The sequence below is a fragment of the Sorangium sp. So ce448 genome (assembly GCF_051520915.1).
In the GTDB taxonomy this organism is placed as follows: Bacteria; Myxococcota_A; Polyangia; order Polyangiales; family Polyangiaceae; genus Sorangium; species Sorangium cellulosum_B.
In genome coordinates this window covers 897800-922659 of record NZ_CP150343.1, presented here as the reverse complement: position 1 = coordinate 922659, position 24860 = coordinate 897800, and the positions used below count along the sequence as shown (strand labels likewise).

Sequence of the window (24860 nt, the reverse complement as noted above, 5' to 3'; positions counted from 1 at the left end):
CGGGGCCATCGAGGGCACAAGCGCGCAGCCGCCCACGTCCCTGGAGCATCGTAGTCCGGGGGGTAGCGTCATGCGGCACGCGGATACCGTCGTGATCGGATCGGGCGCCGGCGGGCTCACTGCGGCGCTCGCGCTGGCGCGCGCGGGACAGAAGGTGCTCGTCGTCGAGCAGCACTACCTGCCCGGCGGGTGGACGCACAGCTTCTCGTTGAACGGGTACCTGTTCAGCCCGGGCGTCCATTATATCGGCGGGCTCGGCCCGGGGGGCGCCGTGCGGCGGCTCTACGAGGGGCTCGGGCTCTCGGGAGATCTCGAGTTCTGCGAGCTCAACCCGGACGGGCTCGATCACCTGATCATCGGCGACGAGCGGCTCGACGTGCCCAAGGGCCTCGATCGGCTCATCGCCCGGCTCACGGCGCGGTTCCCGCATGAGGCCGGGGGAATAGCGCGGTACTTCCGTGTGCTGCGCGGGGTCAACGACGATCTCGGGCGCCTCGAGGCGATGCTCGAGTTCCCGAGGGTGCTGCTCGCGCCGTTCAAGGTGCCGAGCCTCGTGCGCTGGGGCCTCCGCACCCAGGAAGATCTGCTGGACGCGACGATCCGCGATCCCCTGCTGCGCGCGTTCCTGTCGGCGCAGGGGGGCGATCACGGGCTCTCGCCGTCGCGCGTGGCGCTGCCGGTCCACGCGGGCATCGTCTGCCATTACATGGACGGCGGGTACTACCCGCGCGGGGGCGCGAAGCGCATCCCGCTCGCGATGATCAGGGCCCTTCGCCGGCTCGGCGGGCAGGTGCGGACGCGCGCGCGGGTGAAGCGCATCCTCGTCGAGCGAGGGAGAGCGGCCGGCGTCGAGCTGGAAGGGGGGGAGGTCCTGCGCGCGGCGAGCGTCGTCTCGAACGCGGACCCGGCGATCACCTACGGAGAGCTGCTGCCGCCCGAGCTGACCGCCCGCGAGCGCCGCAAGGTCCAGCGGATGGAGTACTCGGTCAGCCTGCTCAGCGTGTTCTGCGCGGTGGACATGGACCTCCGGTCGATGGGTTACGACTCAGGCAACTACTGGTGGTACCGCGGGCGGGACGTGGGGCGCCTCTACGAGCGCATGGAGCACCAGCTGCCGCGCGGGGCGGTGGACGGGCTGTTCCTGACCATCACGACGCTGAAGGACCCGGGCCACCCGACCCGGGGCGACCACCACACGATCGAGATGTTCACGTTCGTGCCCCACGGCCCCTTCACACGCTGGGAGAAGACCCGCACGGGCGAGCGGGGGGCGGACTACGAGGCGTTCAAGGAGTCGATCGGAGATCAGATGATCGCGGCGGCGGAGAACGTCATCCCAGGTATCTCGCGCGCGATCGTGTTCCGCTCGGTGGCGACGCCGCTGACCAACGACTTCTACTGCGCCACGTACCGCGGCGCCGCCTACGGCACCGCCAAGACGAGGTGGCAGCTCGGCCCGCTGTCGTTCTCCATCAAGACGAGGATCCCGGGGCTGTACCAGTGCGGGGCCAGCACGCTGAGCCACGGGGTGGCAGGCGCCGCGATGTCAGGCCTCATGGCCGCGCAGCGGATCACGGGCGCGGCGCGCGCGGAGGATCTGCTCGGCCCGGCCGACGGCTCGCTGCGGACCTACCCCGCCGATCGGCCGGAGGAGTGGCTGCACGAGCGGAGGAAGGCGAGCGCGGCGGCGCAGGCGGACACGGGCGACGAGCTGCCCGAGTGGACGTGACCCGCGCTCGAGCCGCGTTATCGAGGGCTAACCGGCCGGCGTCCTGGACCGGAACGTGATCTGCACGAGCGGCATCACGTCGGGATCGTCCTGCGTCTCCCGCTCGAACTGGAGCACGTCGTAATAGCCGCACCGCGGCCTGCCCGGGTAATCGCGGCAGACCTCGGGCCGGGCCTCGTAGATGGTGCAGCCGCGGGTCGTGAGATCGAGGAAGCGGCAGACCCTGCCGAGCACCGGATCCGACTGCCGCCGGAGGATGCGCTCGTCGTTGTAGCGCTTCGTGAAGCGCTCCTCGGCGGCCTCGAGCGTGAGGCCGAAATGGCGGGCGAGCCGCCGCAGATCGCGCGGCGTGACCTCGACCCGCTCGTAGATGGAGCAACAGTAGGCCGGGCACTTCGAGCAATCGTAAGAGACGCGGGGCTTGGCCTTGAGGGTCGTCGTCATGGATCGTGGGGGAGGTGCCTTCACTCGTTGAAGCCGAGCTGATCCCGCGCCTCGGTCAGGCCGTCGCTCACGGCGAAGACGATGAGGTCACGCGCCTCCGCGTTGCGCCCGATCCAGGTGACGCGGTCCTTGCCCGCGGCGGGCGGCGCGTTCGTGTTGCCGCCGGACCAGGCGATGCCCGTGAGGACGACGTTGATGTCGCCCACGGCGAGGAACGCGGCCCGGTTCCCCCAGCCGTTGATCGCGGTGTTCAACGTCGAGGCGCGGTTGCCGATCGAGCCGATGACGTCGGCGGCGAGCACGCTGATCTTCGGATCCACGCCGCCCGCCATCACCCGCTCGATGCGGCCATGGTACTCGCGCAGGCGCCCGGCGTCCGCGCCCTGCGGCGACCACGACGGGACGAACGCCTTCAGGTAAGCCGCGAGCAGCGGCCAGAGATCGATCGGCGCCGTCCGCGAGAAGGCCGAGGCGTTGGTCTGGAGGATCTTGACGGCGCGGTGGATGAGGGCCAGCCGGACGTCCTCGCGCGGCGAGGTGACGAGCGCCTGGCCGAGGACGATCTTGGGCGGGCTCGTGGACGCCGGCACGCAGACGGCGCCGAGCGCGCCCGTCATGTAGACCTGCAGGCCGGGGAGGCCGTACGCCGCGCCGATGCCGCGCGCCAGATCGGTGATCTCGGCGTGCTGGGGCGGCAGCGGCGTCGCGCGGATCGAGTCGAGATCGAACGGCACCGCCGCGTCGAGCAGCGGGCCCGTCTTGAGCAGGAGCTCCCGGAACGCCGGGGTCATGAGCTCCGGCGCGAGGTGGGCGTCGAGGCGGGCCGCGCCGGCGGCGTTGCCCGCGCCGCCCATCGCGGCGTCGCGGCCGTCGAGCGCGTCGACCGTCGCGCGCGCGATCTTCGCGGCGCCGGCGCGGCCGCGGAGCTCCGCGACCGTCGCGACCGTCGAGAAGAGGTAGGGCTCGAAGCGGCCGGTGTTGAGCGCGCGGCGCGCGTCGGCGAGGGCGCGATCGAGCAGGGTGGTCGCCGCGGAAGCCTGCTCGGTGCGCTGGTAGTAGCGGGCCAGCGCGCCGAGGGCGAAGTCGTCCTTCGGCCACGTCTTGCGCGCCGTGAGCAGCGTGGCCTCGGCCTTCTTCGCGTCCCCCATCGCCTCGTAGATCTCGGCGAGCTCGGCGGTGCGGCGGCACTTCTGCTCGGGCGCCTCCGCGGCGTTGATGAGGAGGTTCTGCTGCTCGAGCGCGCGGGCGCCGTCGCCGGCGCGCTTGTAGAGCGAGACGAGGCGCTCGCGCGCGCTCACGTCGCCCGGCGAGCGCTTCAGGATCTCCTGGTACGCGAGCTCGGCGCGCTCCGCGTTCGGGAGGTGCTCGTCGTAGAGCTCGCCGAGGCGGAGGTAGATCGCGACCTGCTTCGCGGGCTCGGGCACGAGGCGCGCGAGGCGGATCCACGCCTGCTCGGCGCCGGCCCAGTCGCCCTCGCCGGCGCAGACGTCGGCGAACGCGGACAGGGCCTCGACGTGATCGGGGTTCGCGTCGAGCGCGGCGGCGAGCGCGCGCTTCGCGGCCGCCGCGTCGCCGACGTCGGCGAGCGCCCGGCCGCGCAGGACCTCCATCTCGACCCGCTCCGCGGGATCCGTCACCGCCTCGAGGCGGCGCTCGAGGAGCGCGGCGAGCTCGGCCCGCGCCCCCTCGGCGATGTAGATGGCCCTGAGCCGCGAGAAGACGTCGGCGTACGACGGGTCGACCGTGGCGACCGCCTCGAGGACGTCGCGCGCCCGCGCGACGTTCTGGACCTTGTCCTGCCAGAGCACGGCCGCGGCGTAGAGCGAGTGCGCGCGCCCCTCGGGGCCGACGCTCGCGCCCGCGGCGGACTCGAGCGCCGCGGCGGCGGCCGCCGGGTCGCCGCCGCGATCGAGCGCGTCGGCGAGATCGAGGTGCGCGACGAGGTAGTGCGGGACGAGCGTGATCGCGTGCCGGAAGAAGGCGACGGCGTCCTCGATCGAGCCCGCGAGCAGGGCGTCCCTGGCGGCGCGCACCGAGAGGGCCGCGGCCTCGGACGGGCGATCGGTGCGCTCGATGAGCTGGCGATCCGCCTCGATCGCGAGGGCGTGATCCGCCTTCGCGCGGGCCTGGGCCGCCATCTGGCGCAGCGCCCAGATGCCGCGGGGCTCGTTCCTGTACGCGATCTGGACCGGCTCGAGCGCCTCCTCCCACGGGAGCACGCGCAGGCGCAGCCGCGCCGACAGGAGCGCGTGGGCGATCGCCTCCGGGCCGTCGAGGACACGCGCGATCTCCAGGGCGATCGGCTCGAGCTCCTCGTCGCGGCCCTCGCTGATGAGGTACGAGGCGACCCGGCGGAGCGTCGGCAGGTGGTGCGGCGTCTCCTCCAGGATGGAGCGGCGCCAGAGCAGGGCGCTGCCGGCGTCCTTGCGCCCGTGCTCGTCGAGCTCCGCGAGGCGCTCGTAGATGTCGAGGCGCTCCGCCGCGTCCGCCGCCTCGCGGGCGCGCGGGATCAGTGCGTCGACGAGCTCTCCTGTGCCGTGGCCCGCGACGGCCGCGCGGTAGAGGGCGATCGGCGCGAGCGCGTTGTCCCCGGCGGCGATCGCCTGGCGGGCGCACGCGGCGGCCTGCGCGAGATCGCCGGCGCGCTCGTGGTCGAGGGCGGCCTCGAGCGCGAGGCGAGCGGCCTCGATGCCCGCGGCGGCGCGGTCGTCACCCGAGCGGCCGGCGTCGTCGTCGCCGCCCGCGTCGAGGGCGCGCAGGAGCTCGGCGGCGCGCTCGGCGCGCCAGGAGGCGCGGTCGGCGGGCGGCTCCGGCGCGAGCCGCTCGAAGAGCTCGCGCAGGCCGATGTCCTGGGGGCGCGAGCGGTGCGCCGTCTCGAGGAGCGACGCCGCGGCCGCGGGGTCGGCCTCGGCGACGAGGAGCGCCTCGCGGACGAGATCGTGGGCCCGCTCGAGGGGGTCGGCCGCGCCCTCGCGGCGGGTCCTGAGCCACTCGAGGAGGCCGTCGCGGTCCACCCGAGCGCGCGCGCTCCGCTCGCCGAGGTGGAGCGCGACGGGGAGCTTCGGATCGATCTGGGCGGCGCGCGAGAGCAGGCGCTCGCCCTCCTCGTTGTCGCCGCCGTCGAGCAGGCGGATCGCGGCCTCGGTGACGAGCACCGCGGCCCGCGGCCCCTCGTCGAGCGTGAGCGCGTGCTCCGCGAGGATGCGGGCCGCGCCGACGCCGCTCTCCTGCGCGGCGCGGGCGCGCGCGGCGCCCTCGTGCTGCGGGTCCGCGGCGCGGGCGCGATCGAGATCGCTCATCGCCGCGCGCTGATCGCCCGCGATCTCCGCGAGGACGGCGGCGGCGAGCGCGCTGTCGCGCTCGGACGCGACCTCGCGCAGCGACGCCACGGCCCTGGCGACGCGGGCGCCGCGATCGCCGTCGAGATCGAGCTCGAGCGCGAGGGCCCGGAAGAGCGGGCTCTCCGCCGCGGTGTCGCCGTAGGTGACGACCGCGCGGGAGAAGGCGTCGCTCGCGTCGACGCCGCCCTCGGCGGGGACGGCCTCGCGCGAGAGCGCGCGGCCGAGGGCCGCGGCGGCGCGGGCCCTCGGGCCGCCGAGGGGGCGCACGCCCCTCGACGCGGGCGCGCCATCCACGGAGGCCACCGCGGCGTCGCCGCCGGCGTCGCTCAGGGCGGCGCTCGCCGCGGCGCAGAGCGGCGCGAACTCGGGCTCGTCGGCGAGGGCGTCGAGCCACGGGTCGATCTCGCCCGCGGCGCCGCCGGCGAGCGCCGAGAGGACGATGCGATCGGCCGGCGAGAAGGCGCCGCCGTCGTCGAGCGTCGCGTCGCGCACGGCGGCGGCGTCGCCGAGCTCGATCGCCTGCGCCGCGAGGGCGCGGCGCGCCTGGCCGCCGTGCGAGCCGGCGGCGACGCTGCGGAGCGCGCCGAGCGACGCCGGGCGGGTCTCCTTGCGCGCGGCGCTCAGCGCGGCGGTGAGCCACGCGACGGCGGGCGCGAGCGAGGTGCCGCGCAGGGGATCGAGGGTCGCGAGGCCCTCGGCGAGGTCGCCGGCGCCGAGCAGGGCGCGGGCGCGGAGCAACGCCTCGTACGGCGTGGCGGGGGCGGCGCGGCCGCGCGCCGGCCGCGGGGCGCCGCGGTGCGCTGCGACCTGAGCGCTCGCGGCGGCGAGCGGCGCGAGCTCGGGCGCCTCGGGGACGCGGAACTTGGCGAGCACGGCGGAGGCCGCGGCGTCCGAGTCCGGCGCGGCGAGCGCCTCGCAGAAGCGCTGGACGTGCGCGCGGGGATCGGCGGGGTGCGTCCGCGCCGCGAGCTCGAAGCGTTTGTGGGCGCCCTCGGGATCCGCGAGCGGGATGCGGCAGAGCTCCGCGCCGAGCACGAGGTTGTGGCAGCGCGCGGCCGGCGTGCCGAGGACGCGGGTCTCGCTCTCCAGCGCCTCGAGCGCGGCGGGCAGATCTGCCTCGCGCATCAGGAGGCCGCGGAGCTGGCGGTGCGCGAAGATCAGGCTCGGGGCGAGATCCCGCGCCTCGGCGGCGATGGCGCGGGCGGTGGCGTCCTCCCCGGCCATCACGTAGAGCTCGGCGACGGGAAGCAGCGCGCGCGCCCGGGCCGCGGGGTCCTCGATGAGCTCGGCCTCGGAGCGGAGCCACGCGGCGCGCGCCGCCCACACGTCGCGCTGCTGCGACTGGACGAGGATCGCGCTCGCGTCCTGCTCGCCGTCGAACACCGAGGCGGGCGGCGGGATCGACGGCAGCGGCGGGAGGCTCTCGGGCGCGCGGGGAGGGGCCGATGACAACGGGCCCGAAGGAGGCGCCGACGGGACGCGCGCTGACGAGGACGGGCGCGGCGGCGACGACGACGGCACGCGCGACGACGACGGCACAAACGAGGACGGCGACGGCACGAACGACGACGACGGCCGGACGTGGGACGCCGCGAACGGGCGCGGCGGCGACGACGACGGCACGAACGACGAGGGGCGCGGCGGCGACGACGACGCGCGCGGCGATGAAGGCGGGCGCGGCGGCGCGAAGGCGACGCCGCTGTCGGGTCTCCGGGTCGCGACGCGCGTCTGCGCGAGATCGTCCTCGAGCTCTTCATCGGTCGGCTCGGCCGACCCGCTGAGCAGGCTGGACTCGTCGACGAGCTCGCCGGGATCGCTGTCGGCGGCGGGCTGATCCCAGCGGCTGGCGGAGGCGGACGACTGGCCGGTGTACGGCCGGGTCGTGGGCCCAGGCTCGTCGAGGGCGTTCGTCTCCTCGTCGTCGATGCCGTGCGTCTCCTCGTCGTCGAAGGCGTGCGCCTCCGCGAACCGGCCGCTGCTGGCGCCGCTGGGCGGCGCGAACTCGAACGGGGAGTCGCCGCCGTCGGGGATGGGCGTCGCGCGGTCGCCCGGCTCGGCGGTGTCCTCCTCGAACACAGGCTCCCGGCGCGCCGACGGCGGCGGCAGCGGAGGCGGCGGGGCGGCGGGCTGCGGGCGCGGCGCCGTGAACCTCGCGGACGGGGCCGGCGGCGGGATCTTCGGCGTCCGATCGCCGGGCGTGAACTCGGCGCCGAGCGACGCCTTCACGTCGCCCGGCCTGCTGCCCGAGCGGGGCGGGGCGGCGGGGCGGGGCAGCGACGGGGGGCGCGGCGGCGGGATGGGCGCCGGGGGCCGGCGCGTCCCGTGCAACGCCGGCGCCGAGGTCACGACCCCGTCGTCGGCGTCCTCGGCGCGCTGATCCTCGAACAGCATGTCGAGCAGCGCGTCGCTCTCTCCGGCGCTCTGCGCGGGCCTCGCGGGCACGGGCACGGGCTCGCGGGAGAACAGCTGCTTCAGGCCGCCTTCGCCGGCGCGCTCGCCCTCCTCGGCACCGCGGATCGACTGGATGAGCTCTTCGGGGATCTTCGCGAGGAGCGTGGCCTCCTCGACGTCGCCCTCCGAGACCGCCGCGCCGTACATCGCCGGCGGGGGGACCGTGATCTTCTCCTGCGACGGCGCGCCCTCGTCGCCGCCGCCAGAGGAGCTCTTGGATTGCGGATTCTTGCTCACCGGACCCCCATGCCGAGCTTCTTCCGGAGCTCGAGGTAGCTCTGCGAGAGGACGAACGCGACCAGCTGGCGCGCCCGCTCGCTCTCGGCGACGACACCGCCGAGCTGCTCGCGCGGGGTATTGAGGATGTCCGAGAGGACCAGCGAGACGTCGCCTGCGGCAATGACGGCCATGCGATCGATGCTCCTGCGCGCGGCCTGCGCCCAGCGGAGCGGGTCCTGCTGGCTCGAGACGATGCGCTGGCAGACGTCGGCGATGGCCTTGCGGGTCGCGCGCGACATCTCCTTGTGGATGGCGCGCGAGACCTCGCCGAAGACGGCGTAGGGCGGCTGCGGGACCGTGAAGCCCGCCTCGATGCACGCGGCCGCGACGAGCGAGGCGACGGTGCTGTCGTCCCGCGTCCTGAGCGACGAGATACCCCGGCGCAGCGCGAACGCCTCGCGCGCGATCGCCGAGCGCGAGGCGGCGTCGAGCGGCGTCGTGATCTCGGAGCCGAGCACGAGCGCCGGCAGCTGGCCGTAGACGCCGGTCGCGCCGCGAGGGCTGGGGCCGCCGACGTAGAGCTCGAAGTCCGTCTCGAAGCTGAGCGCGCCCATCCACTCGGCGACCGCGACGCGCAGCGGGTGGCCGCCGCGCGAGTCGATACGGTCCTTCTTGCCGACGCCGAGCGACACGAGCGAGGGACCGAGCGCCATGCAGATGGTCTCGGCCATCTTCGCGAACAGCTCGCCGACGGGCCCGGTGTCGAGCGGATCGGCGATGTCGGCCATGGCCTTGGCGTCGAGGGCGATCTGCGGCCGCGCCGGGACGCGGGCGTCGATCTTCCTGAGCTCCGCGGAGATGCCGTCGTCGATGCGGACGAGCGAGACGAGCGCGCCGAGCGTGGCCTGCCGGAGCGCCGCGTCCTGCCCCGCGCCGGCGATCTTCGCGAGGAGCGCGACCCGGGCCGCGTCGAGCGGCTCGGACGCGAGCGCCTGGATCAGCGTCGCCTTGGCGCGGCCGAGCACGCGGGTGCGGAACGCGGGCTCGTAGTCCGTCGTGAGGACGAGATCGATCGCCTCGCCGTCGTCCGGCGCCTCTTCGAGGAGCTTCGCGACGGCCCGCTCGGCGCGGCGCGGCGCGCCGAGCTGATCCCGGTAGATGGCCATCGCGAGGCGCGCCGCCTCGATCCGCCCCTCGGGGGTGTCGCGCTCGACCATGAGCTCCTCGAGCAGGCGCGTCGCCTCGTCCCAGGAGCCGACCCGGGCGGCGACGCGGACGAGGCGCTCGCGGACGACGAGCGTCGACAGCCCGGCCCGGTGCAGGCCGATCAGCACCTCGAGCGCCCTGTCGTGCTCGCCGAGCTTCTCGTAGGCGTCGACGGCCGTGATCCCCGACATGAGGCGCTGCTCCCCCGGCGCCTTCGCGACGCGCGAGAGCTCGGCGTAGAAGGCGGCCGCCTGGCCGAGATCGCCCTGCGCCTTCGAGATGTCGGCCGAGAGCGCCAGCGCGCCGATGTGGTCCGGCTCGAGCAGCGTCACGTTCTCGAGCGCGGCGAGCGCGTCGTCGAGCCTGCCCTTCTTGCGGAGCACGCGCGCGCGCTCCCAGAACAGCTTGCAGAGCTCGAGGTCGTTGTCCGCCACGCCGAGCCGCCTCTCGATGATGTCGAGCAGCCGCTCGTCCTCGTTGCGGGCGCGGACGCGGCGGAACAGCCGGTCGAAGGCGACGCCGCGCCGCGGGTCGCGCGCGAACGCGCGATCGAAGGCGATCTCCGCGTCCTCGTGGGCCTCGGTGTGCTGGAGGAGCAGGAGCCCGGCGCTCTCCCAGAACCCCGCGCCGCGCGCGTCGTCCTTGCAGAGCGCCCCGAGCTGCGCCGAGGCGAGCGCCGTCGACACGGGGTCGCGCAGCGCCTCGGACGTCGCGCGGACGCCCTCCCAGGCGGCGACGTCGTCGGGCCGCCGCTCGACGACCGCGCGGAACGCGGCGAGCGCGCGCTCGTGATCCCCGGCCGCGAAGTCCGACCAGCCCGCGAGGCCGAGCGCGGTGAGCTGCGCCTCCTCGCCGAGCGCGTCGCCGAGCCCGTGCAGCGCCGCGGCGCGGCGCCGCGGATCGCAGCCGGGGAGCGCGAGCTCGAGGTTGGCGAGCTGCGCGGGCGCGTGCTCGCCCGTGAGGAACGGCCGCGGCAGGTTCGGCTGATCGAGCGCGCCGACGATCGCGGCCGAGGCCTCCATCGCGGCGCGGGCCTCGCCCTCCATGTGCCGCGCGAGCGCGCTCCGCGCGGCGACCTCCGCCTCGCGGTCCTCGGCGCCGAGCGCGGCGCCGAGCCACTCGAGCTCGGCGTGCGGGCTCCGGTCGGCCGCGGCCCACGCCGCCGCGCGCGCCGCGGTGCGCGCGCGATCCTGGTCCAGGGTCCGCGCGAGGCGGAAGCGCTCGGCGTGCGCGATCGTCGCGGCGCCGTCGCCGCGCTCCTCGATGTAGTCGAGCGCGCGCTCGACGGCGCTCCGCTGCTCGAGGGCCGGCTGCCAGAGGAGGCGCCCGAGCGCGGCGGCCAGGGCGAGGTCGTCGCTCGCCTGCGACTCCAGCGCCTCGAGCGTCGCGAGCGCCTCGTCGGCGTCGCCGCCCTCGGCCGCGCCGACCTCGAGGCCGAACCGCGACAGCGCGAGCGCCGCCGGGTCCTCGCCCGCCTCGCCGGCGACCTCGAGGGCGCGGCGCCGGCTCTCCAGATCGCTCGCCTCGTGGCCGCGAAGGGCCCAGGTGAGCGCCGTCGCGCCGGCGCGCGGCGCCTTGCCGCGCGCCGCCTCGAGCTCCTCGACGGCGCGCCCGCGCTCGCCGGCGCGCCAGAGCAGGATCGCCGCCTCGATGTGCAGCGCCGCCGAGAGATCGGCGTCGTCGATCGCCGCGGCGCAGGCCGACAGCGTCGCGGCCGCGGCGGTGGGGCTCCCGGCGCGCCGGTGGAGCTCGGCCAGGAACACCGCGACGACCTCGTCGTCCGCGGATCGCTCGAAGAGCGCGCGGAGCCGGCTCCGGGCGCGATCCAGATCGCCGCCGCGCGCGCTGCGCAGGGCAGCGACGAGCCACAGCCCGCGCGCGGTCTCCTCGCCCTCGACCTCGGCGAGCGCCTCGATGACCGTCGGCGAGCGCCGCGGGCCGGGGGCGCCGGGCTCGTCGCCGCGCTCGCGCCGGCTGCGGACGAGATCGACCGCGAAGGCGCCGAGCGCCCGCCCGAGCCACGCGTTCGGCGTGGCGCCGTCGTCGGCGCCGGCGTCGGCGAGCTCGGCGAAGGCGCCCTCGGCGCCGTCCGCGTCCCCCCGGAGGAGGCGGCTCCGGCCGATCTCGAACCACAGGCTCGCCTTCTCGGCCGGGTCGACGCCCGTCGAGAGCAGCCGCTTCGTCGACTCCTCGTACCAGGCCGCGTCGCCGCGGAGCGCCGCGAACGACCGGCCGAAGCGCGCGAGCACGCCCGGGTGGACGCCGGCCATGCCGGCCTGCGACAGGGCCGCCTTCGCCGCGCCGACGTCGTCCGTCCGCACCGCCCAGACGTAGGCCGCGAGGAGCAGCGCCCGCCCCCTCGCGTCGTCGCTGGCGTACGAGGCCGCCGTCGCCTCGAGCGAGGCCGCGAACGCGGACGGGTCCTGACCGTCTCCGAGGAGATCGATCTCCAGCGCGCGGGCCGGGATGCACTGCGGGTCGGCCGCGAGCGCGCTCCGGAGCGCCGCGAGCGCGGCCTCGCGATCGCTCGCGAGCGCCGCCGCCTCGGCGACGCGGAGCCACAGGGCCGCGGCGCCGGGCCCGCTCGCGCCGCGCGCGATCTCCTGCTTGGCCAGGCTGGCGGCGGCCTCGGCCTCGCCGGCGGACTCGAGCGCGGCGATGCGCGCCCGGCCGAGCAGCGTCGACTGGGGCAGCCGCTCCGCGGCCCGCTCGAGGAGCGACGCGAAGCCGCCCGTCCCGGCCCGCTGCGTCAGCTCGGCGGCGCGGAGCCACGCGTCGGCCGCGTGCTCCGGCTTGCGCAGGGTCCGCGGGACGCCGTTGGCGTCGCCGCTCGCCTCGTCGTCGAGCGCGTCGGCGATGAGCTCCGCCTGCCCCTCGAGGGCGCGCGCGAGCGCGCCGAGGTCCTCCTCGCGCCGGGCGATGACCTCGAGCGCGAGCTGCGACCTGAAGCGCGCCCGCCCCTCCAGCGCGGCGGCCGCGTCGAGCAGCTCGTAGGCGCGCTCCACGTTCTCGGTCGCCGCCGCGAGGTCGGCGAGCTCGATGAAGAGCAGCCCCTTCCACGTCGCGTCCGTCGCGAGCTCCGCGCGGGCCTCCAGCGCGCGCATCCGGCCGGCGAGGTCCCCTTCCTTGGCCGCGATGAGCTCGAGCTCGAGCCACGGGGTCGCGTCCTCCGGGTTGCTGAGCGCCGCCTCTTCGAGCGCCTCCTTGGCCGCGGCGAGGTTCTGCTCGTGGTCCTGGAGGTACGCCGCGCGCTCCCAGAACGAGCGCGCCCGCTCCTCGGGCGTGGCCGCGGCGCGCGTGAGCGCGTCGAGCAGCTTGCCGAGGTTCTTGATGGACTTGCGCCGCGTGAGGATGCGGACCAGCGCCTCGAGCGGCTCCCGGAACTGGGGATCCGCGTTGAACGCGGCGAGGTAGTCGCGCGCCGCCGTGGGCTCCTCGCCGAGCGCCTCCTCGAGCGCGCCGAGCTCGTGCAGCAAGAGCGCCTGGAGCTGCCGCTCCGGTTGCTCGCCTTGCTCCGCGCGGAGCCGCGCGATCAGGGCCGTCATGCTCTCCGCCTGCCCCTCGGGTGCCTGAACCGTCATCTCGCTCGCGACGCCTCCGAACGGGGTCTCATCTGTGCGCACCGCATGACGATGGCGGAGAGTAGCGAACCGAACCTGACGGAGTAAAGCGCGCCGGGCAGGGAGCGGGCTCGAAGAGCGTCGAGCGGCGTCGAGTGGCCTGGCCTGGCCTGGCCTGGCCGCGCGCGATCGGTGGGTCGAGCGGCCGACACGGATGTGCGGGCGCCCGCGCCCGGCGAGGAGATCCGCGGAGCGCGCCGGTCGACCGCGTACGGCGCCGGAACCGCCGGAAAACGAAGAACGGTGGGCGCGCTCGCGCGCGACGCGCGCGAGCGGGCGGAGGTCGCTCGCTCGCGAGGAGGAGGCGGGTTGCGGGGCTGAGGAGGAGGGGGCGCGTGTCGACCGGGGCGCCGCGCGCTGCGGGGCGGCTCGGTCGAGCGCGCCGCCGGGGCGCGCCTGGCCGGCAGCCGGGCTAGGCCCTGCCCAGCACGGCGGCGAGCTTGTCGTTGACCTTCGACTCGACCATGCCCTTCATCGCCTTCAGCAGGAACGGGAGATCGATCTCCACCTGGACCGCGGACGCCTCGACGCGAACGAGGCCCTTCGTCCCCTTCGCGGCGCCGCCCGGCGCCTCGAACCGGATGACGTCGCCATCCCATCGCCACTGGATGCCGAGCTTGTCTTCCATGCCCCGCGCAAGCTCTTCCGCGCGCTTCCTGGCCTCGTCCTTGGTGAGCGCGTGCTGCCGACGGATGTCGATCGTCGCCATACGGTATCTCCACTCGTTCTCGCGTCCACGGCGACGCGCCGCGCGCGGTACGCTTTACTTACTCGATCCGACGCGCGATCCAAAAGCCGCGCGGGGTGTCGACCGGGCCGCTCACGCCCCCCTTGGACAGGCTGAACAGCTCGTACTCCGGCGCGGGCTCGAGCACGCCGCGCGGGATGTAACCGAGGTCGTCGGTCGACCCCTTGTCGCCCTTCTCGATGGCGGCCTTGAAGTCCGTCTTGGCCACCTCGGCGAGCTCCCTGGCGAGCGCCAGCGCGGCGTCCTTGGAGCGCGCGGTCGGCGCCGCGCCCTGCGCGCCGCGGTACTGGATGAGCACGACGCCGAAGCGCACCTTCTTCGGCGCCTCGGCCGGCAGCGAGGGCGGCGCCTCTCCCGAGAGGAGCGTGACGCCCGCGTCGGATCGCCCCGCTGGCTCGGGGCCGCGCTCCTGGACGATGCCCTCGGCGCCGGCGTCGCTCCCCGCGTCGGCGTCGTCCGCCGCGGCCGTCGCAGGCGAGGCGGCGGCGTCGGCGGCGTCGGCGCCTGCGTCGGCGGGCGCGCTGGCCGCGCCGCGCCCCTTCGCGCCGCCGTGCGTGATGACGAACGCCAGCGCGCCCGTGAAGAAGAGCGTGTAGATGACCGCCGTCGAGCGCTGCATGAGCGGCAGCGCGTTAGCACAGGTGGAGGACGCTTGGCGAGGCCGCGATGGCGACACGCGCCGCCTGCCAGACGGCGTCGCCGCTCCGTTACCGTTACCGTTACCGTCCCCGCCCATCCCCCGCCCGTCCCCGCGCCCCTCCGTCCCCGGCCGCGCCGCGTCTGCGCGCGGTCCGCTTCCTATTCCTGCTTCCGGACCAAGCACGCGACATGCCCGAGGAAGTCGCCGATTTGAGGGCGGCCGGCAGAAGAGGCGATCCTAAGGACCACAACCCCTGCTAGTAAGGAGAGCGGATGTCGGGGCATCCCGGCCTTTTGTAGGCCGAACGAGCGTGGGGGCGCCTGCGAAGGCGCTCGCAGCGCCGGCATCGGGTCGGGAAGCATGATCAAGGTCGAGTGCGACGGGTGCAAATCGCCGTACCAGGTCGACGAGAAGCGTGTCCCCCCTGCGGGGCTCAGGATGCGCTGTCCGAAGTGCGGTACGAGCTTGCTGGTGACCAAGGGGGGCGCAAGCGCAGCGCCCGCGCCGACGCCTGTGCCCACCCCCCCGCCGCGGGCCGGGGCGGGAGGCCTTCAGCTCTCGGAGCGGAGCGCCCCGGCGGCGCCCGAGGACGCCGATCTGCCCATGGCGGCTCCGGAGGACATCGCATTCCCCGCGGTCGCGCCTCCCCGGCGCCCCGGGCCGGCGCCGGCGCCGGTACCGACGCCGCCGCGCCGCGCAGCGCCCGCGGTGCCTGCGCCGCCCGCGCCGCCTCCTGAGCCGCCGGGTCCGGAGGTCTTCGGCGAGATCGGCTTGCCGGACGTCCCCGATCGCCCCGCCCCGTCCGATCGGCGAAACGCCAAGACGGTGCCGCAGCGGCGCGGCTTCGGAGAGATCGATCTCATGGTCGAGCTCCCGAGCCCGACGGACGCCGAGGTGCAAGGGCTCAACCCGGACGATCTGCCGGTCGTCTACGGCAATGCGCCCGGGGCGCCGGTGGCGCTCCCGGCGCGATCGCGCGCGGAGTCCCGCACTGCCCCGGCGACGCCGACGGCGTTCGCCGGCACCGACCTGCCGGCGCGGGTCGAGCCGCTGCCTCCGAGCAGCCGGCGCACCCTCGGGTTCGGCGATCGAGAGTCGGCGCCGGGCGCCCCCTCGAGGCCTGGCGCGCGGGACGCGGGGCTCGGCGGGCGAAACGCCGGGGCCACCACGCAGCCGCTCGGTCGCGGGCGCACCCGCGGCGCGGGAGACGCGCCACCGCGCGTGGCCCCGGAGTACGATTTCGGAGACCTGGACGACGACGCGCCCCCGGCTCCTCCGGCGCGTTCCAGCAGCGGCTCCATGTCGTTCGGCTTCGGCGAGCTCGAGCTGCCGCTCGAGGGCGACGGCGACGCCGAGCTGCCCGCGATGTCCGCGGGCGACCTGCCCATCGTCGCCGGCGATCTGCCGAGCTCGGCCCCGGCCGTCATCGGCATGCCCGCCCCGTTCTCGAACACGGGCCTGCCCACGCCGGCTTCCGCGCCGCTCCCCTCGCCGGCGCGCGCCGGGCTCCCGACCGCGGCCCAGGCGGGCTTCCCTGCCCCGGCCCCCGCGGGCTTCCCCTCGAAGTCCACCGGCCCCGCCCTCCCCTCGAAGGCCGCCGGCTCCGCCCTCCCCTCGAAGGCCACCGGTGCCGGCTCACCCGCAGGACCGGGGACCATCGTCGGCGCCGAGCTCTTCGACGAGGCCCCGCCGGACTACGACGACTCGCGCGTGGGCGCCGCATTCCAGGCGCCCGGGCCGCGCCCCCTCCCGCCGCAGGCAGCGCCGGAGCCGCCCAGCAGCGGCGCCATGCCGCCCGTCGACTTCGGCGCCCTACCCCCCGCCGACTTCCTCGCCGCGCCGCCCGCCGACGCCCGCGCCGCATCCACAACCGGCTTCGGCGCCGCGCCGCCCGCCGACGCCCGCGCCACGTCCACCACCGGCTTCGGCGTCGCCGATTTCGGCGACGAGATCGCGCTCGGCGAGAGCGTCACGCAGCTCGCCCCCGGCGGCGCGCCCACCCCGTACGATCCGTCCGACCGCTCCGCGAACTTCACGCAATCGCCCGCGGACGCCGACGATCGGGGCATCGAGCTCAGCGAGCCGCACCCCAGCGTCGGGGACGAGGTCGACCTGACCGGCGCGGGCACCGAGATCGGCGACCTGAGCGCCGGTCCCGGCGCGCAGGCCGAGAAGCCCGCGGCGACCACGGAAGTGCCGCCGCAAAAGTCGAAGATCAAGCGCTACGTCGTGGCGGCGCTCGCGGTCGCCGCCGTCAGCGGCGGCGCGCTCGCGCTCGTTCCGGACGTCGGCGCCTTCGGCGTGAACCTCATCAGCGACCGGCTCAACGCCTTCGCGCACGAGGGGGCGCTCGCCGAGCTCCGCCAGCGGACCCAGACGGCCTTCGCCAAGGACACCGCGTCGGCCGCCAACGGAGCGCTGAACGACGCGAACGCCACGCGGACCAATGCGCCGCGCCACCGGCCGACCATGGCCTACGCCGCGTACATCGCCTTCGCGCGGAGCATCCGCTTCGGGCACCGGACCGTCGACGACGCCTTCGGCAAGGAGATGCTCACGCTCGCGAGCTCCCATCCGGGCGACCTGCTCTCCCTGGCCGTCGCGGCGCAGGCCGCGGCCAGCGGCGAGCTCCCGCGCGCGCGACAGGCCGCGCAGGCGCTCGCCGCGCAGCTCAAGGACGACATCGACCTCGCCGTCCTCGCGGCCGAGATCGAGCTCGCCGCCAGGGACGCTCCCAAGGCGATCGCGGCGTGGCAGCACGCGAGCGGCCTCCAGAAGAGCGCGCGCACGCTCTTCGGCCTGGCCCGGGCGCAGATCCTCGCCGGGGACACCGCCGGCGCCGAGGCGAGCGCCCGCGGCGCGCTCGAGGCCTCGCCCGACCACGTCGGGGCCCGCACGCTGATCGCGTCGCTGCTCTGGCAGACCCCGGGCCGCGAGCAGGAGGCGCTCGATCTGCTCGGCAAGGTCACCGGCGACGGCCCGATCCGGGCCGCCGCGAGCGACCCCGAGATCGTCGACGCGTACACGCTGCTCGGCGCCATTCACCTCGCGAGGTCGCGCATGAGCGCGGCGGAGCAGGCCTTCGCCGCCGCGGTGAAGCTCGACCCGCAGGCGGTGCGCGCCCTGATCGGCAACGGCGAGGTCCTCTACCGGTCGGGCCGCTACTCCGAGGCGCAGGCGCGCTTCGAGGCCGCGGCCCGCGCCGACGCCCAGAACCTCGCCGCGCAGCTCGGCAAGGCGAAGACGTGGCTGGCGCAGGAGCGCATGAAGGAGGCGAAGGACCTCCTGAAGGAGCTGCAGAAGACCCACGCGGCGGCCCCGCAGGTCGCTTACTGGCTCGGGCGCACCGAGCTCGCGCTCGGCAACAAGAAGGACGCGGAGCAGGCGTACCTCGACGCCGTGAAGTCGACAGAGAACCTCCCGGAGGTCGTCGACGCGTACGTGGCGCTGGCGTCGCTCCTGTCCAGCATGGGCCGCAACGAGGCGGCGGCGGAGAGGCTGTCGGAGGCGACGGCGAAGTTCCCGGACCTGCCCGCGCTGCACAAGGCCAAGGCGGAGGTCGCGCTCCAGACCGGGCGGTACGACGAGGCCCGGCAGGAGCTCGAGCTCGCGCTCGCGAAGGAGGACGACCTCGGCAGCCAGTTCAAGCTGGGCGTGGCGTACCGTCGCCTGCGCCGGTTCGAGGACGCCGCGAAGGTCTTCGACAAGGTGACGGCGGCCGACAAGGACTACCCGGGCCTCGCGCTCGAGCGCGGGCTCCTGTTCGAGGAGACCGGCCAGAGCGAGCGCGCGCTGGAGATGTACGCCGACGCGCTCCGCAAGGCGCCGAACGACATCGACCTGAAGCTGCGCGTCGGCTCGACCCAGGTCATGGCGGGGCACGCGAGCCAGGCGGAGCCCATCCTGCGCGACGTGCTCAAGGACCGCGCGAACTCCGCGGAGGCGAACCATTTCCTCGGCCGCGCGCTCCTCGTGCGCGGCACGAACATGGCCGAGGCGCTGCGCTTCCTGGAGCGCGCCGCGGAGCTCGATCCGAACCGCGCCGAGTACCACCTCTACGTCGGCTGGGGCGCCAACGAGACGGCCCAGACCGCGCGCGCGGAGATGGCGCTGCGGCGCGCGCTGGAGCTCGACGCGGAGCTCGGCGACGCGTACTGGCAGCGCGGCGTGCTGCTGCAGAAGCAGGGGGCGAGCCGGGACGCGCTGGCGGATCTGAAGATCGCGCTGGAGAAGCGGCCGTCCCGCTACGAGGCCTACGCCACGATGGCGCTCTGCTACCAGGATCAGGGCAACTGGGCGGCCGCGGAGGAGGCGTGGCGCAAGGCGATCGCGGCCAACGACAAGGTCCCCGAGTGGCACTACCGCCTCGGCAAGATCTACGCGTCGCGCGGCAACCGGGCCGGGACCGCGAGCGAGATGGAGCAGGCGGTCACCCTCGGCGAGGCGCCGGACCGCTCGACCCCGCCCTGGCTGTTCGACGCGCACTTCCTCCTCGCCGAGGCGCTCCGCGCGGCGAACAACCGCGAGAAGGCCATCCACCATTACGAGCGCTTCCTGGAGACGGCGCCGACCGACAACGCCTACCGGCGCGACGCGGAGCAGGCGCTGGAGGGCCTGGGGGCGGGAAAGGGGCGCTGAGGCGGAGCGAGCGCCCGGCGCTCGGCTATCCTGGCGGATGCTCCCCTCCGTCAACGCCCGCCTCGCGGTGCGCGCCGACATGCCCGAGGTGGCGCGCTTCGCCGCGCAGCTCGTCCGCCTGCACCACGCCCTCGATCCGCACCGCTTCATGTGCCTGGAGCCGATCGAGCCGGGCTACGAGCGGTGGCTCACGGGCGAGCTCGCCAACCCCGACGCCGCGATCGTCGTCGCCGAGCGAACCGGCGCCGAGCCGGCGCTGGTCGGCTACGCCTACGGCCGCCGGGAGCCGCGCGACTGGAACAGCCTCCTCGACACCTGCGGCGCCCTCCACGACATCTATGTCGCCGAGCCCGCGCGCCGGCTGGGCGCGGGCGCGATCCTCCTCGGGGCCGTCATCGCGCGCCTCCGGGCCCTGGGCGCGCCGCGCATCGTGCTCCACACCGCGACGCAGAACGCCGCCGCGCAGCGCCTGTTCGAGCGGTTCGGCTTCCGTCGCACGATGATCGAGATGACGCTCGGGATCGAGTGACCGCGGCGTCCGCTCCGCTATCGGCGCGTCGCGCCGCTCCTTTCGGTGCCGAGCACGGCGCGCTCGTCGCGCGTGAAGATGCCATAATGAAAGTCGCGTCCTGCCATGAAGTCGTCCCGGAACTTCTCCAGGAGCGCCGAGGTCGCCTCCACGGAAGAAGGCTCGTGCACGGCCCACGGCATCCAGGGCCGCAGGTGGGCAAGGCTCGTGTCGATCGCCTCCCTGATCAGAGGAGCATCCTCGGGCCGCCATGCTCGCAGCGTCAGCCGAGCGGTCAGGATGCGGTCCGGCGGGCGCTCACCTGTCATCGCGTCGCTCCATGCCTGTCTCCGTCATGCGCTTGACGACGACAACGCTGTCTTGCCCAGGCCATCGGATCACGCGACGGTCACGTCTCGAACCATGCGCGCCATGGAGTGCTCGGGCGTCGAGGCGATCAGGCGTCACGGCACGCAGCTTACAACGAAGACAACCCTCGCACATCCGGTCAATCCCGGCCTCCGCAGCGATCATCGCCGTTGCACGCCGGTCCACACACCTCTTGCCAAGGACATCGACGCTACCGCGGAGCGTCTTGACATATCCGTCATAGCAGACTATTGTCCGCCATAGAAGAGTAAGGCGGAAAACATCAGCGCGCCCTCCCGGCACACCGGGAGGAGGTCCACGTCCACGCCCGCGCGTGGACGACGGATGACCGCTCGAGCAGAGGTGCCATTGGCTGAGGTGGCGCGGGCTGCGAACCATGACACGAGGAGGAAGGATGAAGATCTGAGCACGCCTCATCCCGACGGACGCGACGTCCCCCGGGTACTCGACAGGGGTCGACCCTCGATCAGCAGAGCCCTTCCCACGCCCACGCCGGATTCACTGCTGCCTCAGCAGCACATCACCAGCAATCCCTGCTCCCGTCGCAGCAAGCGCGCGGTCAGCGGGTCAGCGCGGACGATTGTGATCCGTTCCTGCAGTTCCTGCAATAAAGCCCTGGCACGCTCCCTGCTCTTTGCCACGACGACGGCCCGTGAGCGGAGCGCCCCTTCTGCCTGAGGGCAGGAGAGCTCTTCGCGTGGCGCACGCCATCAAGGAGAACAGGATGACGAAGCTGCGACTCTACAGCGCGAAGGCGTGCCCCTTCGCCCACCGTACCCGGCTCGTTTTGCAGGAGAAGGCGATCGACTTCGAGCTGACCGAGGTCGATCTGCAGAACAAGCCGCGGGCGTTCGTCGACGCCTCGCTCTATGGAAAGGTCCCGGCGATCGAGCACGAGGGCCACCGCATCTGGGAGTCGGCGATCATCAACGAGTACCTCGAGGAGGTCTTCCCCGAGCCCCGGCTCCTGCCCAGGGAGCCGGGCAGGCGCGCCCTGGCGAGGATCTGGATCGATCACGCGAACACGCGCCTCGTGCCGGCGTTCACCCAGCTGCTCAGGGCCGAGACGGCGGCCTGAGCGGCGCCGAAAGACAAGGGACATCATGTTGAGACTCTGGGGTCACAAGAATTCTTCGAACGTGCAGAAGGTCCTCTGGGCGCTCGACGAGCTCAAGCTCGATTTCGAGCGCATCGACGCCGGCGGACCGTTCGGTCGCGTCAAGGACGCCGACTATCTCACCCTCAACCCGAACGGGCTGGTTCCGACGCTCGAGGACGGCCCGCTGGTGCTCTGGGAGTCGCACGCGATCGTGCGTTATCTGTTCTCGCGCTACGGGTCGCCGCCGCTCCAGCCGAGCGATCTCGCCGACAGGGCGCGCGCCGACGCCTGGACCGACTGGCAGTTCGGGACCCTGTGGCCCCCGGTCCGGACGCTCCTTGTGCAGCTCGTGCGCACGCCCGAAGAGCGCCGCGATCAGGGCGCGATCGAGGCCGCGCGCAAGTCGGCGCTCGCCGCGCTCGGGATCCTCGACAGGCAGCTGTCACGGCACCCGTGGGTCGCTGGAGAGTACTTCACGTTCGCCGATATCCCCCTCGGGGTCGCGGCGCAGCGGTGGTACAATCTGAAGACCGAGCGGCCCGCGCTGCAGCACCTCGACGCGTGGTACGGCCGCATCAAGCGCCGGCCTGGATTCGAGCGCTGGGTGGATCTGCCCCTGGGATGAGAGCGGGGCGCATCTTCGTGCGCCACGGGCTCATCCGCTCCACCCTTTCGTAATCCACCTCGCCGCTCGCGGACGGCCCCTCAGAACATCGGCAGCTCGGTGTCCAGCCCGAGGAGCACACGGCCCTGGACCTCGCGCGTGTGCGGGGCGACGAGGGCGTGCTGCGTGACGGCGTGAACGTCGCGGAAGCTGCGTTGAAGAGGGCTCTCCGCGTAGAGCGCCGTGGCGCCGCCCGCCGTGTACGCCAGATCGACGGCGCGCGCCGCGCCGAGGGCAGCGTTCGTCGCGGCGAGCCGGACGCGCGCCCGCTCCCGCAGCGAGATCGGCCTGCCAGAGACCGCGGCGTCCCAGACGCCGCCGACGGCCTCGAAGAGGTAGGCCCTGGCCGCGCCCAGCGTGGCCTCGGCCTCGGCCACGACGAGCGCCGTCGAGGGCCGCGTCGCGAGCGACGCCGTCATGCCGCTCGGCCGCTTGGTCGCCGCGAGCCGGACCAGCTCATCGATGGCCGCGCGCGCCATCCCGAGCGCGGTCGTCGCGACCGCGCTCGCGAGGAAGCCGAAGAGCGGGAACACGAAGAGAGGCCCTGGATGCGTCGGAGCCGTCATCGGGAGTCGGATGCACCGGCTGCTCGGCACGAAGGCGTCCACGACCGCGAAATCGTGGCTCCCGGTGCCGGCGAGGCCGGAGGCGCTCCACGTGTCCAGGATCTCGCACTCCGAGGCGCGGAACATCGGCACGACGGCCTCGGGGACGCCCCCGGGCAGCAGGCGCGGGGCCATCCCGTCGAAGACAACCGCGGTGCCGCCCAGCCAGTCGCAATGATGACAGGCGCTCGCCATCGCCCACCTCCCGGCGACCCGATATCCTCCCTCGACCTCGACGGCGCGCCCGCTCGGCGCGAAGACGCCGGCGGTCACGACATCCGGGCTCGCGTGCATCTCTCTGCCCCCCTCCGCCGGGATGTACGCTTCGAACGCGCCGGTCGTGCCGCAGATCATGGCGCACCACCCTGCCGCGCCGTCGGCGCGCGAGAGCTCCTCGATGACCTGCAGCGCCGTGAGGGGGTCGGCCTCGAGCCCGCCCAGCGCGCGCGGACGACACATGCGGAAGATGCCCGACTCCCGGAGCGCCCTCGCGACCGGATCGGGCAAACGGCGCTCGCGCTCTCCCCGCTGGGCGTGCTCCTGGACGAGCGGGACGAGGCTGCGCGCCGCGTCGAGGAGCGACGCGGGGGCGGCAGAGGACATCGTGGTCATGGTGCTCGACTCACCCCTTCCTTGGCGGCTGCGCATAGCGCTCTTCTTCAGCGTAGTACTCGGGGAACCCGACGATCTCCTGGAGCGCCGCGAAGCTCGTCCGCGGGTCGGGGTGCCGGCCGGCGCGCAGGGCCGCGAGCGCCTCGCGCATGGCGGCGGCGGCGACCGAGAGCAGGGTGAGCGGATAGGCCGCGATCTTGTAGCCGATCGCCTCTAGCTCGGCCGGCGGGAGCACCGGTGTCCTGCCGTGATCCACCATGTTGGCCATGGTCGGCACGCGTACCTCGCGGCAGAACGTTCGCATCTCCTCCACGCTCTCGGGCGCCTCGAGGAACACGATGTCTGCCCCGAGGTCGGCGAACGCCCGCGCGCGGGTGAGCGCCTCGTCGAAGCCGTGCGTCTGGCGGGCGTCGGTGCGGGCCATGATGAGCACGCCGGCGCCCTCGTCGCGCGCGTCCACGGCGGCCTGGACGCGGGTGAACGCCTCGTCGCGGGGCACGACCTGCTTGCCTCGCGTGTGGCCGCAGCGCTTGGGAGCGACCTGGTCCTCGATCATGACGCAGGCCAGCCCGGCCTGCGCATAACCGCGCACCGTGCGCTTCACGTTCATCGCATTGCCGTAGCCCGTGTCGCCGTCGCCGAGCACCGGAATCGACACGGCGCCGCAGATCGCCCGCGCCTGATCGACCATCTCACCATACGAGATGAGCCCCGTGTCGGGCGCGCCGAGGCGCGCGGCGGAGACCGCGAAGCCGCTCATGAACGAGAGCGAGAAGCCGGCTTGCTCGATCAGCCGCGCCGACAGCGCGTCGAAGCAGCAAGGCATGACGAGGAGGCCGGGCGAGGCGAGCAGATCGCGGAGCTTCTGAGCGGAGGACACGGCGGGGACGATACCGCGATCGCCTGCCCGTGAGGCAAGCGCGAAGGGCCTAGAGGCGCCGCGCGCCCGGCCAGCGCCCGCACACGCAAGAGGGAGGGACGGGGGGCGCGCGCCGTCGTGCGTTCCTGTTGCGGGCCCCCGGCGCCCGGGGGCAGGATGGGGCCCGCGATGATTCCGCACAGGAGAGGGGCATGAGCACGGTTTCGGTGAAGGAGATCGCGATCGACGGCCGCCCTGCCAGCGTCCACGTGGGCGGGCAGGGCGAGCCGCTGCTGCTGGTGCACGGCGCCTGGGGCGGGGCGTCGATGCACTGGGCGCCTGTCTGGGATCGATTGGCGGAGCGCTTCCAGGTGATCGCGCCCGATCTGCCCGGCATCGGGCGCACGGACGCCCCGGGGCTCGGCTCCCTGGACGCCTATGCGCGCTGGCTGGAGCGGCTCCTGGACGAGCTGGGGTTCTCCAGCGCGTGGTGCGTCGGCAACTCCTTCGGCGTCTCGGTCGTATCGAGCTTCGCTAGCCTGTTCGCGGCCCGCTGCCGAGGGCTCGTGTTCGTCAACGGCGTTCCCATCCCCCCGCTGCCGCGCCTCGTCGGCTGGCTCGGAGCGCGGCCGCTGCCCCGCCGGATGCTGCGCGCGTTGATGCGGAAGCAGACCTATAACCCGCGGGTCCTGAGCCGCGCCTACGCCGATCCCGGCCGCGTCCCGGCTGCCCTGCGGGAGGTCCTGGAGAGCGCCAATCCACCTCAGCTGGAGGCGGTGCTCGACGCCGCCATCCAGGGAGGTCCCAGGGCCCCGCTCAGCCTGAATCCCCTCCTCGTCTGGGGCGAGGCGGACCAGCTCCTCGGCAACAGCGCGGACGACGCGAAGAAGCTCCACGCTTCGCTGCCGGGGTCGCAGCTCACCTTCATCCCGGCGACAGGGCACATGCCGCAGGTGGAGAACCCCGAGGCGTTCGTCGACGCCGTGTCGCGGTTCATCGAGGCGCGCGCGATCGCCGCCCGCCCGCGCGGCTTCGGCGGCCAGGCCAGCCCGGGCGCATGAGCGCCTGGGGTGCACGGGCGCATCGC

General features: G+C 74.4%; 14 protein-coding genes. 6 read left to right on the top strand and 8 right to left on the bottom strand.

Features of this window, described 5'->3' with window-relative positions:
* Positions 1-70 precede the first annotated feature (70 nt).
* Positions 71-1729, top strand: coding sequence for a phytoene desaturase family protein (locus WMF45_RS03415; protein ID WP_437715532.1), 1659 nt, complete (start codon positions 71-73; stop codon positions 1727-1729).
* A 27-nt stretch (positions 1730-1756) separates the two neighbouring features.
* Here WMF45_RS03415 and WMF45_RS03410 read toward each other — a convergent pair whose 3' ends face one another.
* The 5 genes from WMF45_RS03410 to WMF45_RS03390 form a co-directional block, all read right to left on the bottom strand.
* Positions 1757-2173 (bottom strand): YkgJ family cysteine cluster protein, encoded by a 417-nt coding sequence (locus WMF45_RS03410; RefSeq protein WP_437715531.1) that lies wholly within the window; start codon positions 2171-2173, stop codon positions 1757-1759.
* A gap of 20 nt (positions 2174-2193) precedes the next feature.
* Positions 2194-8202 (bottom strand): hypothetical protein, encoded by a 6009-nt coding sequence (locus WMF45_RS03405; RefSeq protein WP_437715530.1) that lies wholly within the window; start codon positions 8200-8202, stop codon positions 2194-2196.
* Positions 8199-12971, bottom strand: a complete 4773-nt coding sequence (locus tag WMF45_RS03400) for a hypothetical protein (protein ID WP_437715529.1) — start codon at positions 12969-12971, stop codon at positions 8199-8201. Before WMF45_RS03400 ends, WMF45_RS03405 begins: the two co-directional genes overlap by 4 nt.
* Positions 12972-13422: 451 nt before the next feature.
* Positions 13423-13719 carry a polyhydroxyalkanoic acid system family protein gene (locus WMF45_RS03395; RefSeq protein WP_437715528.1) on the bottom strand — a complete coding sequence of 99 codons (297 nt, stop codon included), beginning with the start codon at positions 13717-13719 and terminating at the stop codon, positions 13423-13425.
* Positions 13720-13777: 58 nt separating this feature from the next.
* Complete coding sequence (locus WMF45_RS03390) at positions 13778-14377, bottom strand: peptidyl-prolyl cis-trans isomerase (protein ID WP_437715527.1); 600 nt, start codon at positions 14375-14377, stop codon at positions 13778-13780.
* Between the two features lie 381 nt (positions 14378-14758).
* Here WMF45_RS03390 and WMF45_RS03385 point away from each other — a divergent pair, with 381 nt between their 5' ends.
* Both WMF45_RS03385 and WMF45_RS03380 read left to right on the top strand, forming a co-directional pair.
* Positions 14759-19036: a tetratricopeptide repeat protein gene (locus WMF45_RS03385; RefSeq protein ID WP_437715526.1), complete on the top strand. Its 4278-nt coding sequence runs from the start codon at positions 14759-14761 to the stop codon at positions 19034-19036.
* Positions 19037-19073: 37 nt separating this feature from the next.
* Complete coding sequence (locus WMF45_RS03380; protein WP_437715525.1) at positions 19074-19565, top strand: N-acetyltransferase family protein; 492 nt, start codon at positions 19074-19076, stop codon at positions 19563-19565.
* A gap of 17 nt (positions 19566-19582) precedes the next feature.
* On the opposite strand, the gene WMF45_RS03375 is transcribed toward WMF45_RS03380, so the two are convergent.
* Positions 19583-19873, bottom strand: coding sequence for a GNAT family N-acetyltransferase (locus tag WMF45_RS03375; protein ID WP_437715524.1), 291 nt, complete (start codon positions 19871-19873; stop codon positions 19583-19585).
* Between the two features lie 785 nt (positions 19874-20658).
* On the opposite strand from WMF45_RS03375, the gene WMF45_RS03370 reads away from it, so the two are divergent.
* Positions 20659-21012, top strand: a complete 354-nt coding sequence (locus WMF45_RS03370) for a glutathione S-transferase family protein (protein ID WP_437715523.1) — start codon at positions 20659-20661, stop codon at positions 21010-21012.
* 25 nt (positions 21013-21037) lie between these two features.
* Positions 21038-21658, top strand: coding sequence for a glutathione S-transferase family protein (locus WMF45_RS03365; RefSeq protein ID WP_437715522.1), 621 nt, complete (start codon positions 21038-21040; stop codon positions 21656-21658).
* Between the two features lie 80 nt (positions 21659-21738).
* Here the strand turns inward: WMF45_RS03365 and WMF45_RS03360 are convergent, their stop codons facing one another.
* Both WMF45_RS03360 and WMF45_RS03355 read right to left on the bottom strand, forming a co-directional pair.
* On the bottom strand, positions 21739-22914 hold the full coding sequence (locus WMF45_RS03360) for an acyl-CoA dehydrogenase family protein (RefSeq protein WP_437715521.1): 1176 nt from the start codon (positions 22912-22914) through the stop codon (positions 21739-21741).
* 10 nt (positions 22915-22924) lie between these two features.
* Entirely contained in the window at positions 22925-23794 is an 870-nt protein-coding gene (locus WMF45_RS03355; RefSeq protein ID WP_437715520.1) for an isocitrate lyase/PEP mutase family protein, read from the bottom strand.
* A gap of 191 nt (positions 23795-23985) precedes the next feature.
* Here WMF45_RS03355 and WMF45_RS03350 point away from each other — a divergent pair, with 191 nt between their 5' ends.
* Entirely contained in the window at positions 23986-24834 is an 849-nt protein-coding gene (locus WMF45_RS03350; protein WP_437715519.1) for an alpha/beta fold hydrolase, read from the top strand.
* Positions 24835-24860 lie beyond the last annotated feature (26 nt).

Excerpts from the sequence above, each read along its gene's own strand:
- WMF45_RS03415 (WP_437715532.1), top strand. The coding sequence starts at position 71 with ATGCGGCACGCGGATACCGTCGTGATCGGATCGGGCGCCGGCGGGCTC.
- WMF45_RS03410 (WP_437715531.1), bottom strand. The coding sequence starts at position 2,173 with ATGACGACGACCCTCAAGGCCAAGCCCCGCGTCTCTTACGATTGCTCG.
- WMF45_RS03400 (WP_437715529.1), bottom strand. The coding sequence starts at position 12,971 with ATGACGGTTCAGGCACCCGAGGGGCAGGCGGAGAGCATGACGGCCCTG.
- WMF45_RS03395 (WP_437715528.1), bottom strand. The coding sequence starts at position 13,719 with ATGGCGACGATCGACATCCGTCGGCAGCACGCGCTCACCAAGGACGAG.
- WMF45_RS03390 (WP_437715527.1), bottom strand. The coding sequence starts at position 14,377 with ATGCAGCGCTCGACGGCGGTCATCTACACGCTCTTCTTCACGGGCGCG.
- WMF45_RS03385 (WP_437715526.1), top strand. The coding sequence starts at position 14,759 with ATGATCAAGGTCGAGTGCGACGGGTGCAAATCGCCGTACCAGGTCGAC.
- WMF45_RS03380 (WP_437715525.1), top strand. The coding sequence starts at position 19,074 with ATGCTCCCCTCCGTCAACGCCCGCCTCGCGGTGCGCGCCGACATGCCC.
- WMF45_RS03375 (WP_437715524.1), bottom strand. The coding sequence starts at position 19,873 with ATGACAGGTGAGCGCCCGCCGGACCGCATCCTGACCGCTCGGCTGACG.
- WMF45_RS03370 (WP_437715523.1), top strand. The coding sequence starts at position 20,659 with ATGACGAAGCTGCGACTCTACAGCGCGAAGGCGTGCCCCTTCGCCCAC.
- WMF45_RS03365 (WP_437715522.1), top strand. The coding sequence starts at position 21,038 with ATGTTGAGACTCTGGGGTCACAAGAATTCTTCGAACGTGCAGAAGGTC.
- WMF45_RS03360 (WP_437715521.1), bottom strand. The coding sequence starts at position 22,914 with ATGACCACGATGTCCTCTGCCGCCCCCGCGTCGCTCCTCGACGCGGCG.
- WMF45_RS03350 (WP_437715519.1), top strand. The coding sequence starts at position 23,986 with ATGAGCACGGTTTCGGTGAAGGAGATCGCGATCGACGGCCGCCCTGCC.